This window comes from Bacteroides ovatus (assembly GCF_001314995.1).
Lineage (GTDB): Bacteria > Bacteroidota > Bacteroidia > Bacteroidales > Bacteroidaceae > Bacteroides > Bacteroides ovatus.
Genome location: NZ_CP012938.1, coordinates 4,553,193 through 4,568,888 on the forward strand (window position 1 = coordinate 4,553,193; position 15,696 = coordinate 4,568,888).

Here is a 15,696-nt window from a genome sequence, read left to right on the forward strand (position 1 = left end):
TCCGATCGTCCATTTATCTGTTCTTTGCTTCCGCCAGCTTAATGACCTCTTGTGCGATGATTCTCGCTGAATCGGGTAAAGCCAGTTTGGCGATATTCTCTGTTAGTTCTTTCAGTTTCTGCTCGTCGTTGACAGTGGACAGGGCTACGTCCATCAAAGTGGTTTCCGCTTCACTGTCTTTGACGTAGATAGCTGCCTGTTTGTTCACCAACGCTAAGGCGTTCTTCGTCTGGTGATCTTCTGCCACGTTGGGCGAGGGCACTAAGATAACAGGTTTGTGCAGCAGGCAGAATTCAGAAATGGAACCTGCTCCCGCACGGGAGATAACCAGATCGGCTGCTGCATAAGCGGCTGCCATATCTTTGATGAAATCCGTTACATATAAATTCGGAAGTGCTCCTGCCGCTTTTACGGCTTCTGTTACTTGCGGGTAATAGTATTTGCCCGTTTGCCAGATAAACTGCACGTCCGTGTTTTCCTTGATGGTTGTCAGACTGGCTGTCAGCGTGTTGTTGATGGTGCGTGCACCCAAGCTGCCACCTACAATCAGGATTGTCTTTTTGCCGGGCTGTAAGTGGAAAGAACCTAGCGCTTCTTCTTTTGACGGCATATCCTTTGTCAGGTTCTGGCGGACGGGATTACCCGTCATGATGATCTTGTCGGCGGGGAAGAACTTTTCCATTCCGTCATAAGCTACACAAATCTTACGAGCTTTCTGTGCCAGGAGTTTATTGGTAACTCCGGCATACGAGTTTTGTTCCTGGATTAATGTGGGGACTCCCATCATTCCGGCAGTCTTTAGTGTCGGCCCGCTTGCATATCCGCCTACACCTACCGCCACTTGCGGGCGGAAGTTTTTGATTACTTTGCGCGCTTTCCATTGGCTGCGCATCAGTTTAATCAATACGGATACATTTTTCCATAAATGTTTGCGGTCGAATCCGGCTATCGGAAGTCCGATAATCCGGTAGCCTGCATCGGGAACCCGTTGCATTTCCATACGTCCTTCAGCGCCTACAAAGAGAATTTCTGCGTCGGGGCGTAGCTCTATTATAGCGTTTGCGATAGAGACGGCAGGAAAGATATGTCCTCCTGTTCCTCCACCGCTGATGATAATTCTAAGTTCTTTTTCCATCATTCTGTTTTCTTCTGTCCTTTCTCAACATTTACCGTTCATTGTTTCTGCTATCATGCTCATCTTCAAATTTGGCGTCGCTGTTCAGAATCTGCGCTGTCGGTTCGGCTGCGGCCTGTGCTTCCGAATTGGCTGCGGCATCCGCCTCTATTTGCAGTTGGATCTGTGCATCGTGCGCTTTCTGTTCTTCCAGATGAGCGGTATATCGGCTTACGCTTAATATCATTCCGATATAAGCGCAGTTGATTAACGTACTTGTACCTCCTTTGCTGACCAGAGGCAGGGGTTGTCCGGTGACGGGGAATAACCCGACGGCAACCATCATATTCAGTATTGCCTGTGATACCAACAACAGCGCAATACCCATGACGAGAAAGGCGGGGAAGGTTCGCTCGCACTTTTGGGCGATTCGTCCGGCTCGCATCAGCAACCATAAATAGAGGAACACCACAAATATTCCTCCTACCAGTCCCATTTCTTCAATCACAATCGCGAAGATAAAATCGGAGAATGCCTGGCTAAGGAAGTCGCGTTGTATCGAGTTTCCCGGACCTTTGCCTACTACATGGCTGGTAGCAATAGCGATTCGCGCGTGTGCAATCTGTGCGTCTTTGTCAATATCAAATTTGGCTGCCGGCACTTCTTCTTTCTCAAAGAAACCGGAAACACGATTCTGCCACGTTTCGAAACGGTGAAGTCCCGGAGTGTTGTGCAGTGTTTTGGCGGGAATAGCCATCAGTATGCCTACGGCAACACCGCCTACAAGCCCCAATATCCCCAACATCCCGAACAGTTTCTTGGAAGATACCCGTCCGATGAACATCATCATACATACCACTCCGAACAGCAGCATTGCTGTCGAAAGGTTTTCCGGTGCGATGAGCAGGAATACCAGTCCGGTGAGGATCATGATATATTTAAAGGCATTCGGATTGGCCCCATATTCGTCCTGCCTTTTGGACAGGATGAATGAGACGGCAATGATTACCGCCATCTTTGCCAATTCCGATGGCTGGAATTGCAATCCCATAAAGGTCATCCAACGGGCGGCCCCGTTGACACGGTCGCCTGTGATGATGCCCATCAGCGTGACAAATGCCAGTAGAACCAGAGATACCGGATATAGAAAGACCGGAAATACCTGGAACCATTTGTAGGGAACATTATGCAGAAATACGACTACCACAGCTCCCACCATCAGGATGATGGAGTGTTGCGTAATCGGCCCCCAATGGTCGCCACTTTTGTAAGTCAGCGTCGACGCTGCCGAAAACACCTCGATGATCGAGATGAGGCAGAGACAGAGGAAGATAATCCAGATTACCTTGTCACCTTTGAATATGTTCTTTAATAAATCCAATCTTGCAGAATTTAAAAATTAATAATTAGAAATTAAAGGGCACGGACACATTCTTTAAATTGGTCGCCACGGTCTTCGTAACTCTTGAAGAGGTCGAAAGAAGCGCAGCAAGGACTTAATAATACCGTTTCACCTTTCTTTGCCAGTTTATAGGCTGCTTCTACGGCATCTTTCATGCCGGTTTGCACATCGGCTACCGGCAGACCGAAACGGTCGAAGAATTCGTGAAGCTTTTCGTTATGAAGTCCCAGATATACCAGTGCTGAACACTTTTCGCGTACCAGGTCTTCAATTTCAGTATAGTCGTTTCCTTTATCTTTACCACCGAGAATCAATACCGTTTTGGTAGTCATGCTTTGCAGGGCATACCAGCAGGAGTTGACATTCGTGGCTTTAGAGTCGTTAATAAAATCAATTCCGCGCACACGTGCCACCTTTTCCAACCGATGTTCCACTCCCTTGAAATCGGAGAGGGCTTTCCGGATGTTTTCTTTGGCGATGCCGGCAAGGTTTGCCGAGATACCGGCGGCTAAAGAGTTGTACAGGTTGTGTTGTCCTGTCAGGGCCAGTTCCTCTTGCTCCATGTTGAAGGCAATCGGTTCGGTGATTTTCACTTCGTGATCTTCTACGTATGCAATCGCTCCATCCTCTTTTACAGCGGCAAAAGGATACAAGTGAGCTTTCAGACCATGTTTTGCCAGTTCCTGTCTGATGATAGGGTCATCGTTCCAGAAGATGAAAGCATCGTCCGGTGTTTGGTTTTGGGTGATGCGGAATTTAGCGTCGATGTAATTCTGCATACAATGGTCGTAGCGATCAAGATGGTCCGGAGTGATGTTCATCAATACGGCGATGTTCGCACGGAAGTTATACATATTATCCAGCTGGAAAGAGCTAAGTTCGATAATATAGTAATCGTGGTAATCTTCGGCTACCTGCAAAGCAAGGCTTTTGCCGATGTTGCCTGCCAAACCTACGTTCAGACCTGCGCTTTTGAAAATATGGTAGATCAGGGAAGTCGTTGTGGTCTTCCCGTTAGAACCTGTAATACAGATCATTTTGGCATCAGTATAGCGTCCGGCAAACTCTATCTCGGAGATCACCGGTGTGCCTTGAGCTTTCAGTTTCAGGATGATCGGGGCATCATTCGGGATACCGGGGCTTTTGATTACCTCGTCGGCATTCAGAATGAGTTCTTCGGTATGGTGTCCTTCTTCCCAGGCAATCTGATGGCTGTCGAGAAGTTCCTTATACTTGTCCTTGATAGCGGACATGTCCGAAACAAACGTCTCAAATCCTTTGACTTTAGCGAGTACGGCTGCACCTGCGCCGCTTTCGCCAGCTCCTAAAATTACTATTCTTTTCATCTACAATAATGTGCCCTTATTTTCTAATTGATTGATTTATCTATTAGCTGTGCACATCTTTAAAAGTTAATAATCGGGTTAATACTCTCTATCTATAAAACTTGTTTCCCGTATGGAAACTTGGCTCCGGCACCTTGCCGGTTATCTTATTTTAAGCGTTATAATCGTTATTGCTGCCAATACAATCGTTACAATCCAGAACCGGACGGTAATCTTTGATTCATGAAACAGTTGGTCGGGTTTGGTGAATTTCACCGTGCATCCCGGTTCAATCAGGCTCATCGAAGTGCGGAAGTGATCGTGAATCGGTGTACGCTTGAACAATCGCTGTTTCACACCTTTTCGTTTTCCCGCCTTATAATAAGCCCGTTGCAGGATTACCGACAGGTTTTCTACCAGGAATACACCGCAAAGAATCGGTATCAGCAACTCTTTGTGGATGATGATGGCAAACACTGCGATAATACCGCCAATAGTAAGACTGCCTGTATCTCCCATAAATACTTGTGCCGGATAGGCGTTGTACCATAAGAAACCTATCAGTGCACCGATAAAGGCGCAGATATAGATTACGAGTTCTTCCGAGCCCGGAATATACATGATGTTCAGGTAGCCTGCAAATTCGATATGCGATGATACATAGGCCAGTACCCCCAACGTTGCACCGATAATTGCCGAGTTCCCGGCTGCCATTCCGTCCATACCGTCATTCAGATTGGCGCCGTTTGATACGGCGGTAACCACAATGATTGTGACAATGACGAACAATATCCATCCGGCTGTTTGCGCATGTTCTCCCATGAACGAAACCAGATCAGCATAATCAAGGTTGTTGCTCTTGAAAAAAGGAATCGTTGTCTGGGTAGATTTCAGATCATTCGTTCCGTGTATCACTTCCATCTCCCGTCCCGGATTATGAACTTCGATATTCTCACGGATCACTACGTCCGGACTTAAATACAAGGTCATTCCGACAATTAAACCTAAACCGACCTGACCGATAATCTTGAACTTGCCATGCAAACCCTCTTTGTCTCTTTTGAAGATTTTGATATAGTCGTCTGCGAATCCGAGCGATCCCAACCATACGGTAGTGATCAGCATCAGTATCATGTATATGTTATGCAGTTTACCTAACAATAAACAAGGGATCAGGATGGCTACAATGATGATGACACCTCCCATGCTCGGCACGCCTACTTTATTGACGCCAAACGGGTCGGTTTTAGCATCACGCTGCGTTTCTGTGATTTGTTTCCTTTTGAGTAGGTTGATGAACTTATCTCCCCAGATACTTGAAATAAGTAATGCGAGGATAACCGCCATCAAAGCACGGAATGAAGTATATCCGAACATTCCCGCTCCTGGAAAATTGAGCTTATGTAGCCATTCAAATAGATAGTATAACATAAATAATTTGCCAATTTATTGATGTGTTGTTATGCCGGTTGCTGTCGGATAGATAACGAAGCCGGTCGGCATATTAGCACAGTCTATTCGTTATTTAAAAATTTCTTTGAGTACTTCTTTGTCATCAAAATGATGTTTCACTCCTTTTATCTCCTGGTAATTCTCATGTCCTTTTCCGGCAACGAGAATTACATCTCCTTTCTCCGCCAGCATGCAAGCCGTGCGAATCGCTTCTTTACGGTCGGCAATGCTTAGTGTTTTCTTCATATCTTCCGCATCCAGTCCGGCAAGCATGTCATTGATGATGTCTTGCGGCTCTTCAAAGCGCGGATTGTCGGAAGTGATGATGACGCGGTCACTCGCTTTGGCAGCTTCCTTTGCCATGATGGGGCGTTTGCCCTTGTCGCGGTTACCGCCGGCGCCTACCACGGTAATCACTTTTCCTTTTCCTTCAAGCACTCCATGAATAGCGTTCAGTACATTAATGAGAGCATCCGGGGTATGTGCATAATCAACAATCGCCGTAATTCCCTGCGGTGAGCGGACCGCATCGAAGCGTCCGGCTACCGGATGAAGTGTGCTAAGAGCTACAAGCACCTCTTCCTCTTTCTTGCCTAACAGAACTGCCGCCCCGAATACCGCCAACAAATTGGAAGCATTGAACTTTCCGATAAACTGAACTGCCAGTTCATGATTGTTGAAGTCGAGCAGCATCCCTTCGAAATGAGACTCTAATACCCGTCCTTTAAAGTCGCTAAGACTTCTCAATGAATAAGTATAGACCTTCGAACGTGTATTCTGCGTCATTACCAGTCCGTTTTTATCGTCCAGATTGGTCAGGCTGAATGCATTTTTCGGCAGATCGTCAAAGAATTTCTTCTTCGCTTTCAGATAGTTCTCTACTGTTTTATGATAGTCGAGATGGTCGCGGGTCAAATTGGTAAAGATCCCTCCTGCAAACTTTAATCCACTGATACGTTTCTGTGCAATCGAGTGGGAGCTGACTTCCATGAACACATATTTGCATCCTTCATCTGCCATCCGTCCCAACAAACAGTTCAACGTGATTGGATCAGGAGTAGTATGTTCTGTCGGAATCGGTTCATCATCGATGTAATTGCAAACGGTAGAAATCAATCCCACCTTATAGCCGAAATAACGGAATGTATTATATAATAAGGTAGCGATCGTTGTTTTTCCGTTCGTTCCGGTAACGCCGACCAGTTCCAACTTGGAAGTCGGGTCTCCGTAGAAGGTAGTGGCAATTTTTCCTACCGCATCTTCGCTGTCTTTTACTCGTACATAGGTGATCCCCGCTACAGGTTCTTCCGGCATATCCTCGCAAAGGATGGCGATTGCTCCTTTTGCGATGGCAGCAGGTATATAAGCATGGCCGTCGGCTTGTGTGCCACGCATTGCCATGAATAGCTGTCCGGCTTCCACTAGACGGGAGTCTATGTTGACACCGGTGATTTCTATGTTTGAATCTCCGGCTACCTCTACCGGTTGGATTGCTTTCAGTAACTCATTTAATAACATCACTCTATTCAATTTTTAATCTTTAATTTTTAATTAAGCGTAAGCGTCACTGTCTGTCCCTTCTTAACAATCGTTCCGTTGGCTATCGACTGGCTTTTTACTTTGCCTACGCCGACCAGATTGACTTTCAATCCTTTGCTTTCCAACAAGTACACAGCGTCTTTCGCTCCCATACCTATCACACTCGGTACAAAATTCTGCATATTGCTCCGGCTCTCAAGAACCACAGCTTGTGGGGCAGAATGGGTATTTCCCCAAACCTCTTTGCCCGAATCAGCGATTTTGCCTTGTACGTTAATCTGCAGCTCTTCCAATACTCGTTGCGCTTCGCGCATCTCTCCGGCTTTTACATTCGGAATGACTACGGAATTAGTATCAATCGCATTGGTCAGCGGTAACCGCAAGTCTTTGGCATACACCCTTTCTGCAATCTTGCTGAACACACTACCTGCCATTAAACCTCCCGAAGCCGGTAATCCCGGTTTCTGGATAGAGACAATCATGCTATATTTAGGTGCTTCTGACGGGAAATACCCGCAGAAACTAACCAGATAATTTGTTCTTCCCGTTTTGTATCCGGCTGCTCCCTGTGAAATCTGCGCCGTTCCTGTTTTTCCTGAAACGTGGAACTGCTTGCTTCCCGCAGGTTTGGCAAGTCCTTCACCAACCACTTTTCGGAGAATCTCACGGATCTGTGCCAAAGTCTTATCCGAACAAATCTTGGGATTGATTACCTCTGTCGGATATTCTTTCACTACTTCCCCGTCCTTCATGGCAGCTTTGACAAACTTCGGACGCACGGTGACTCCGTTGTTGGCTATCCCATTATAGAATGTGAGAATATTGATCGGTGGAACCTGTGTCTCGTAGCCGATACTCATCCACGGCAATGTTGTCTTTGCAAAATAACGTTCTTTCGGGCCGCGTATATTCGGTTTTCCTTCTCCCGCAATCTGCAGGTGTAACGGCTGGTCGATGCTCATCCGTTTCAACCCGTCTACAAATTTCTGCGGGTTGCTGCCGTAGAAATGGTCTATAATATAAGAGGTACCCACATTGGACGAAACCCCTAGAATTTCCGTAACAGTCAGCTTTCCATATCCTCCGCGATGCCAGTTATGGTCTTTCATGACACGTCCATACATCGGCATCTGGCCGTTGCCGGTATCTACCACATAGTCCGGCGTGATCTTTCCGTCTTCAAGAGCTACCATGATAGAGGCCGTTTTGAAAGTAGACCCCGGCTCGAGCATATCACTAATAGCATTGTTGCGCATTTCGTAGTACTCACCGTCTTTGCCTTGCATCATGTTGACGATGGCTTTCACTTCTCCGGTACTTACCTCCATCAATACCACCACACCCACGCTCGCATTCAGCTCTTTCAGCTTATCCACCAACGCCTTCTCGCAAATATCCTGCATACCTACATCGATAGTACTAATCAGATCGCAACCATCAACTGGTGGCACATCGACAATGTTCAGGTATTTGTTCATCACCTTCTGACGGTGTGTCAATCCGTCCCGCCCTTTCAGGATGGTGTCGAAAGCAAGTTCGATACCATTTCTCGCTCCTTTGGCTGTGTCTGCATACACATCTCCCAGTGTACGGGCAGCCAGTGAACCGAACGGTTTCTTACGCTGATTGTAAGCTTGTTCCTTGAATCCGCCTTTATACCGGTTCAAGCAGAATACAGGCAGTCTCTTTACCTCTTTATATTGTATATAGGAGATACGTTTCGGATAAATCAGATAATTGCGGCTTTTTGCCTGGCGTCCTTTCTTGAGGTGTGCCTTGAATTGAGCCGCACTCTTGTCCGGGAATATCTTGTGAAGTCCGATACAGATTGAATCCATATTGGCATTGAGGATGGAATCCCGGCGTGCCTGATCTTTCTGCCTGCGTTTTTCATCCTTTTCACCGGACATAAAGTCCATATATATTCTGTACTCGGGCAGAGAGCTGGCCATCAGTTTACCGTCAGAAGAAATAATGTTTCCACGATTAGGTTTTACCGTCACATTCTCTTTTACGAAACGGTCAGCCACATCCTGCCAGTATTGTCGTTCGGCAAACATGGTGATGCCTGCTTTTACAACAATAGCTACTCCTATCAACGCCATCAACAGGATGACGAAGAAGTAACGGGTCATTATGTTCTTTTTATTAACTGCCACAGTATTTGTCTTTTAAACGCTTAACTATCATTTATCAACTATCCACTATCATCTATTTAATAAGGTAAGGAGGATTGGTTGATGTTTGCAAATCGCTTTCCTTACTCGATATATAATCTTCAATGCGTGACTGGCGGCTCTTTTCCATCAGCTCTGAGCTGCGAGTCAGTGCATCGTATTTAATGTCTGTCAATTCCTTTTTCAGCCGGTCTATTTCGATCTGTTGCTGTTGACTGGCATAACGATTGTGAATGTAGAAGATGATGAATACCATGATAAGTACCAGCAACTTCGTTTGACGGCGGAAAAAATCGGTAGCCAGAATGTCTCCACCCAGAATACTCTTCAGAGAGGTGCGTTTTTTCTTCTTGTCCTCTTCTGCTTTCTTGTTTACTACTTCTTCTTCCATATCTTTTTATTTCTTTTCTGCAATTCGTAATTTGGCGCTTCTCGACCGCGGGTTTCGTTCTATTTCTGCCTCGTCGGGAACGATTACCTTATTGTTGACAAGGCGGAAAGGCGTTTGCAGATTGCCGAAGAAGTCGGTTTCCGCTTTTCCTTCTACATTGCCTGTCTTCATGATGTTTTTCACCATTCGGTCTTCCAGCGAATGATAGGTGATAACTACCAGTCTGCCGCCCGGCTTTAATGCCTCCGTAGCAGCCAGCAACATCTCCTTCAACGCCTCCATCTCTTGGTTTACTTCAATTCGTAGTGCCTGGAACACCTTTGCCAGCTCTTTCTTTTCGCGTTCACGACCGAAAAGCGGTTTGATGACTTCCAAAAACTCACCGATGGTCCGGATATTCTGTCCGCTTCTGGCTTTAACGATGACAGAAGCCAGTTTGCGGCTATTCTTTAGTTCCCCGTACAGGTAGAGGATGTTTGCAAGACGTTCTTCATCATAAGTATTCACGATATCTGCTGCTGTCATACCGGCACGCTTGTTCATACGCATATCCAGTGCCCCGTCAAAACGGAAGGAGAAGCCACGTTCGCTATCATCGAAATGATGGGAAGATACGCCGAGGTCGGCCAGGATCGCGTCTACCTGTTCGATGTTGTGATAACGCAGGAAGTTGTGCAGATAGCGGAAGTTACTGCGCACGAAGATGAAATGAGTATCGTTGACAATGTTCCGTTCAGCATCCTCGTCTTGGTCGAATCCCAGCAGACGTCCGCCTTCTCCGAGCCGTGAAAGGATCTCGCGCGAATGTCCCGCTCCTCCGAATGTAACGTCTACATACGTTCCATCCGGTTGGATATTCATACCGTCAACGCTTTCTTTCAGCAATACAGGTACGTGATATGTCAATTCATCTTTCTCCATCTTGTCTATTATCATCGTTCATAATTTCTTCTAATGCTGCACCGAACTCTTCGGGTGACATGAAAGGCTGTTCTGCCCGTTCTTTCGCCCAGATCTCTATCTTGTTATCGATGCCGATAAAGCGAATATCCCCATGGATACTGCAAATCTGTAAATACCGTTTCGGAATTAATATGCGCCCGTTGCTATCAGGTGTCACTATTTCAACGTCGCTCACGAATTGCCTGAAAATAAGTTGGTGTTTGCTATTCCATTTGTTAAGTCTACTACGTAGCTCGTTCAACTCCTCGTTCCACACGCTCTCGGGGTACAGGGTTAAACAGTCCTGAAATACGTCTTTACGCATAATAAGCCTCTCTTCGGAAGCGGCTTGTAATTGCTTCCTGAAGGTGGCGGGTATGAACACCCTTCCTTTGGCGTCCGCCCTGGCTTCAATATTTCCTAAAAAACGTATCATTACCTTATTATAATAAGCGACCGTAAAAGTATGAAATTCCCCACAATTCCCCACAACTTTCCATAAAAAACTTTCAGAGAAGTTTTCAACAGAATGTTAAATGTCTATTTGCTTGAAAATGATGTGCCTTCGAGAATGCTTTACTGGTGGGGAGCCCGTGGGCGTAGAACGGAAAAAATGTCTGTATAGGTAAAATTTAAATAATGTGGTGGGGGAGATTCTTTTTCATGCAATAGAGGTTTATCTGACACCTGGGTCTCAGTGCACCCGACACCCGGGTGTCGGACAACTAATCTTCGCAATAAAAGAAAAGGCAGAATATACCGGAGTATTTCTGCCTTTTAATCATTATCAAAACTAAAAATCTGCATTAAAGAAATATGTGATTCAAAATCACTAAGTTTTATATAGTTAAGGTTTAGCGGAAGTCTTTCAACTCTTCCTGTAATTTCTGGCGCGTGAAGAAAATACGGCTTTTCACTGTACCCAACGGGAGGTTCAGTTTTTCCGCAATTTCACGGTATTTGAATCCTGAAACGTGCATCGCAAACGGAACTCTGTATTCTTTGGGGAGTTTGTTAACTACACGGTGCATCTCTTTCAGGTCGTATGCTCTTTCTGTATTTTCAGAACTTCCATCCTGTGGCAAATTCAGATGATAAAGATTATCAGTCTGGTCGATGAATGTCTGGTCGCGGACTACCTTGCGGTAGTTGTTTATGAATATATTGCGCATGATGGTATACATCCATCCTTTGAAATTTGTATCAGGGGTATATTTATCTTCATTATCTAATGCTTTTAATGATGTCTCCTGCAACAAATCGTTTGCTTCTTCACGGTCAGTTGTCAGTTTATAAGCGAAGCGTAGTAATTCATCTTGTACTCCTACTAAGTCTTTTCTGAAGCTTAAACTTTTCATAATGTGTTGCTTTTTAAAGGTGAATATTCGTTTGTTATTTTCGATGTTGCAAGTTTACATGAATTTTTGAAACCCGGTAGGGGAAAAACTGACGTTTTTTTATCCGAAAACTATCCGCGGATAGTTTTTAGGTCATTTTTGATAGTTTTTGGGTGGTGTTTTTTTGTGTTCTGAACTTAAATCCTGCATTTTCTACCAAATTATTGCGATTAATAAAAAAGAACCGTTAATTTTGTGCCATCATTTTTATTTGAAAAGAATGACTGATGACTCTTTATTTTTGATCGATGTCGATAAGATACTTCGGACGAAGGCTCCGAAGCATTACAAGTACATCCCTAAGTTCGTGATTTCTTATCTGAAGAAAATTGTTCATCAGGATGAAATTAATGTATTCCTGAATGAGTCGAAGGATAAACTGGGAGTGGACTTTCTGGAGGCATGTATGGGCTTTTTGGATGCGAAAGTGGACGTAAAAGGCATTGAGAATTTGCCAAAGGATGGTCTGTACACTTTTGTTTCCAATCATCCGTTAGGCGGACAGGATGGTGTTGCGCTTGGTTATGTGTTAGGAAAGCACTATGAGGGGAAGGTGAAATACCTGGTGAATGATCTATTGATGAATCTACGCGGGTTGGCTCCCCTTTGCATACCTATTAATAAAACCGGCAAGCAGGCAAAGGACTTTCCGAAGATGGTGGAAGCCGGATTCCAGTCCGACGATCAGCTGATTATGTTTCCTGCCGGACTGTGCTCGCGCCGTCAGAATGGAGTGATTCGCGACCTGGAATGGAAAAAGACATTTGTAGTAAAGAGCATACAAGCAAAACGTGATGTAATACCCGTGCATTTTGGGGGCAGGAATTCTGATTTCTTTTACAACCTGGCAAATATTTGCAAGGCATTGGGTATCAAGTTTAACATTGCTATGTTGTATCTTGCGGATGAAATGTTTAAGAATCGCCACAAAACTTTTACTGTCACTTTTGGCAAACCCATACCCTGGCAGACTTTTGATAAATCGAAAACCCCTGCGCAGTGGGCTGAATACGTAAAGGATATTGTTTATAAACTGTAACTGATAGAACAACTATAACAAGGAATATGGAAGAGATTATTAAACCGGTAAGCAAAGAACTGCTGAAGGCAGAATTGACGGAAGACAAACGCTTACGAATGACGAATAAGAGTAATAATCAGATTTATATTATTACTCATCAGAATGCTCCTAATGTAATGAGAGAGATTGGTCGTTTGCGTGAAATAGCTTTCCGTGCTGCTGGTGGAGGTACAGGCCTGTCAATGGATATTGATGAATACGACACGATGGAACACCCCTACAAGCAGTTGATCGTATGGAATCCGGAAGCGGAAGAAATTCTGGGTGGTTACCGGTATCTGCTTGGTACGGACGTGCGTTTTGATGAAAAAGGCGCGCCAATTCTGGCTACTTCCCACATGTTTCATTTTTCTGATGCTTTTATTAGAGAATACCTGCCGCAGACAATTGAACTGGGGCGTTCGTTTGTTACGCTTGAATATCAGTCTACCCGTGCCGGAAGCAAAGGATTGTTCGCTTTGGATAATCTGTGGGACGGGTTGGGAGCGTTGACCGTGGTTATGCCGAATGTGAAGTATTTCTTTGGCAAGGTGACCATGTATCCTAGCTACCATCGTCGTGGCCGTGATATGATTCTTCATTTCCTCAAGAAACATTTTTATGATAAAGAGAAACTTGTTACTCCGATTGAGCCTCTGCAACTTGAGACTTCCGAAGAAGAGTTGAACGCATTGTTCTGCAAGAGTACTTTTAAAGAGGACTATAAGATATTGAATTGTGAAATCCGTAAATTGGGCTATAATATTCCTCCGTTGGTAAATGCGTATATGAGCTTAAGCCCTACGATGCGTATGTTCGGAACAGCTGTCAATTACGAGTTCGGTGATGTGGAAGAAACCGGTATCCTGATTGCTGTAGACGAAATTCTTGAAGATAAACGAATTCGACACATCCAGACGTTTATTGAAAGCCATCCGGATGCGTTGAGATTGTCTTCTTGTGAAGGGGAAGAGGTTTTTACTCCTAAAGTGGTTACACCGCAGGCAGACTGTTCCCGTTAATTTTACGATAAAGATCAAGAGCAAAGACATCGGTCATTCCCGATATATAGTCAAGTACCGCCTGTATTCTTTCATAGAGTACGGGCGAATTTATATTGTATTGGCTGGATACCCGGTCGATCAGGAGTTTGGAATAAGCCTTCTCGGGTGAGGTTACGGCGTCTATCATCAATTCGAGTAAGGTACTGATGATGCGGAATCCCGCTAGCTCGATATCCAGCACGTCCCGTGAACGGTAGATTTTATTGATAGATACTTCGACGCTGTGTTTGTAGGCTGCTGCCGGACGTTCGGCTATGCGCTTGATTAGTGATCCTTCGAACGTGCCGGACAGTATTTCTTGTTCATGATCTAAAAAGACACGGGTACACTCCCGGATCAATAAACCGATGACGGAAGAGCGCAGGTAGGCGATTTGCTCGTTGACATCATTGACAATCAGGAATGTTTTCCGGAGATGTTCCTGCCGCTCTTCGCTGAAATAGGTCATTAATAGTTCTTTGGTTTCTTCAGTGGTGAGAATCTTCAGTTTATATGCATCCTCAATATCCATCATTTGATAGCAAATATCGTCTGCCGCTTCCACTAAATAGACTAGTGGGTGGCGTGCATACTTCAAAGGATGCTCGTTGAGCAAGGTCAGTCCTAATTCAGTTGCTATTTTTTGGAAACTTTCTTCTTCGCTGATGAAGAATCCAAACTTCGATTTGGTTCCTGCAAGGCTTGATGAAAAGGGATATTTCACGATAGAAGCCAGAGTGGTATATGTCAGGACAAATCCGCCTTTGCGACGTCCTTCAAACTGATGTGTCAGTATTCGGAACGCATTTGCATTTCCTTCAAAATGTGTCAAATCTTCCCATTCCATCGGAGAAAGTTGCTCGCCGTTCGGCTGCTTTTCTTTCAGGCGAACTCCTTTTCCTTCAGAGAAAAAAGTAGAAATAGCCTTTTCACCTGAATGACCGAAGGGCGGATTCCCCAAATCGTGTGCCAGGCAAGCGGCCGAGACGATAGAACCAATCTCCGGCAGGAAAGAATCCTGAAGTTCCGGATGACGTTCCAGAAGTGCTTTGGCAACATCGTCCCCGAGTGAACGGCCAACGCTGGCGACTTCGAGACTGTGCGTAAGTCGGTTGTGTACAAAAACGCTGCCCGGTAGAGGGAATACTTGCGTTTTGTTCTGTAATCTGCGGAAAGGAGCCGAAAAAATAAGACGGTCATAGTCCCGTTGGAATTCGGATCGGTTTTCCTGTCGTTCCTCATGGAATTCTTCCATTCCGAAACGTTTCGCTGATATTAATTGGTTCCAATTCATCATTTTATCTATAATTTTAGTGTTTACCATTCGCAAATTGGCTACAGGTACATTATTTAACTGCAAACTTAACTATTTTTCAGTTCAAAATGTGTATTTTCGCCCGTTAAATAGTAAACATGCATTTATGAATATTCAAGTTATCAATAAATCGAAGCATCCGCTTCCGGCTTATGCCACTGAATTGTCCGCAGGAATGGATATCCGTGCTAATCTTTCTGAACCTATCACATTGGAACCGTTGCAACGTTGTCTGGTGCCGACAGGACTGTATATCGCCTTGCCGAAGGGATTTGAGGCACAGGTTCGTCCACGTAGCGGACTGGCGATCAAGAAAGGGATTACGGTGCTCAATTCTCCGGGTACGATTGATGCGGATTATCGTGGGGAAGTTTGTATCATTTTAGTCAATCTCTCCTCTGAAACGTTTGTGATTGAAGACGGTGAACGTATCGCGCAGATGGTGATAGCGAAGCACGAACAGCCTGCATGGCAGGAAGTAGAGGTGCTGGATGAAACAGAACGGGGAGCCGGTGGTTTCGGACATACCGGAGTATGAT

At 45.0% G+C, this 15,696-nt stretch carries 14 protein-coding genes; 3 read left to right on the plus strand and 11 right to left on the minus strand.

Translation table 11 applies throughout. The features are described 5' to 3' along the window. Positions 1-13: 13 nt before the first annotated feature. The 10 genes from murG to Bovatus_RS17510 all read right to left on the minus strand — a co-directional run bounded on the left by murG (position 14) and on the right by Bovatus_RS17510 (position 11,700). Positions 14-1,135 carry an undecaprenyldiphospho-muramoylpentapeptide beta-N-acetylglucosaminyltransferase gene (gene murG, locus Bovatus_RS17465; protein ID WP_004307349.1) on the minus strand — a complete coding sequence of 374 codons (1,122 nt, stop codon included), beginning with the start codon at positions 1,133-1,135 and terminating at the stop codon, positions 14-16. A 31-nt stretch (positions 1,136-1,166) separates the two neighbouring features. Further along, entirely contained in the window at positions 1,167-2,495 is a 1,329-nt protein-coding gene (locus tag Bovatus_RS17470; protein ID WP_004298209.1) for an FtsW/RodA/SpoVE family cell cycle protein, read from the minus strand. Between the two features lie 32 nt (positions 2,496-2,527). Then, complete coding sequence (gene murD, locus Bovatus_RS17475) at positions 2,528-3,862, minus strand: UDP-N-acetylmuramoyl-L-alanine--D-glutamate ligase (protein ID WP_004298208.1); 1,335 nt, start codon at positions 3,860-3,862, stop codon at positions 2,528-2,530. 141 nt (positions 3,863-4,003) lie between these two features. Continuing rightward, entirely contained in the window at positions 4,004-5,272 is a 1,269-nt protein-coding gene (locus tag Bovatus_RS17480) for a phospho-N-acetylmuramoyl-pentapeptide-transferase (protein ID WP_004298207.1), read from the minus strand. 90 nt (positions 5,273-5,362) lie between these two features. Then, on the minus strand, positions 5,363-6,811 hold the full coding sequence (locus Bovatus_RS17485) for a UDP-N-acetylmuramoyl-L-alanyl-D-glutamate--2,6-diaminopimelate ligase (protein ID WP_004298206.1): 1,449 nt from the start codon (positions 6,809-6,811) through the stop codon (positions 5,363-5,365). A gap of 29 nt (positions 6,812-6,840) precedes the next feature. Next, positions 6,841-8,967 carry a penicillin-binding protein gene (locus Bovatus_RS17490; RefSeq protein WP_004307341.1) on the minus strand — a complete coding sequence of 709 codons (2,127 nt, stop codon included), beginning with the start codon at positions 8,965-8,967 and terminating at the stop codon, positions 6,841-6,843. Positions 8,968-9,043: 76 nt separating this feature from the next. After that, on the minus strand, positions 9,044-9,400 hold the full coding sequence (locus Bovatus_RS17495; RefSeq protein WP_004298204.1) for an FtsL-like putative cell division protein: 357 nt from the start codon (positions 9,398-9,400) through the stop codon (positions 9,044-9,046). Between the two features lie 6 nt (positions 9,401-9,406). Further along, positions 9,407-10,321, minus strand: coding sequence for a 16S rRNA (cytosine(1402)-N(4))-methyltransferase RsmH (gene rsmH / locus Bovatus_RS17500; protein ID WP_044919145.1), 915 nt, complete (start codon positions 10,319-10,321; stop codon positions 9,407-9,409). After that, entirely contained in the window at positions 10,308-10,778 is a 471-nt protein-coding gene (mraZ, locus tag Bovatus_RS17505; RefSeq protein WP_004307337.1) for a division/cell wall cluster transcriptional repressor MraZ, read from the minus strand. Before mraZ ends, rsmH begins: the two co-directional genes overlap by 14 nt. Positions 10,779-11,196: 418 nt before the next feature. Beyond that, positions 11,197-11,700: an RNA polymerase sigma factor gene (locus Bovatus_RS17510; RefSeq protein WP_004298201.1), complete on the minus strand. Its 504-nt coding sequence runs from the start codon at positions 11,698-11,700 to the stop codon at positions 11,197-11,199. A gap of 259 nt (positions 11,701-11,959) precedes the next feature. Between Bovatus_RS17510 and Bovatus_RS17515 the strand changes: the two genes are divergently transcribed. Together Bovatus_RS17515 and Bovatus_RS17520 are read left to right on the plus strand one after the other, a co-directional pair. Continuing rightward, positions 11,960-12,778, plus strand: coding sequence for a 1-acyl-sn-glycerol-3-phosphate acyltransferase (locus tag Bovatus_RS17515; protein ID WP_004298200.1), 819 nt, complete (start codon positions 11,960-11,962; stop codon positions 12,776-12,778). Between the two features lie 26 nt (positions 12,779-12,804). Continuing rightward, positions 12,805-13,821, plus strand: coding sequence for a GNAT family N-acetyltransferase (locus Bovatus_RS17520; RefSeq protein WP_004298199.1), 1,017 nt, complete (start codon positions 12,805-12,807; stop codon positions 13,819-13,821). Here Bovatus_RS17520 and Bovatus_RS17525 read toward each other — a convergent pair. Continuing rightward, the gene (locus Bovatus_RS17525) at positions 13,793-15,139 is read right to left on the minus strand and encodes a deoxyguanosinetriphosphate triphosphohydrolase (protein ID WP_004322452.1); all 1,347 of its coding nucleotides are present in this window, start codon (positions 15,137-15,139) and stop codon (positions 13,793-13,795) included. The genes Bovatus_RS17520 and Bovatus_RS17525 overlap by 29 nt on opposite strands. A gap of 124 nt (positions 15,140-15,263) precedes the next feature. Here Bovatus_RS17525 and dut point away from each other — a divergent pair, with 124 nt between their 5' ends. Then, positions 15,264-15,695 (plus strand): dUTP diphosphatase, encoded by a 432-nt coding sequence (gene dut / locus Bovatus_RS17530; protein ID WP_004307331.1) that lies wholly within the window; start codon positions 15,264-15,266, stop codon positions 15,693-15,695. Position 15,696 lies beyond the last annotated feature (1 nt).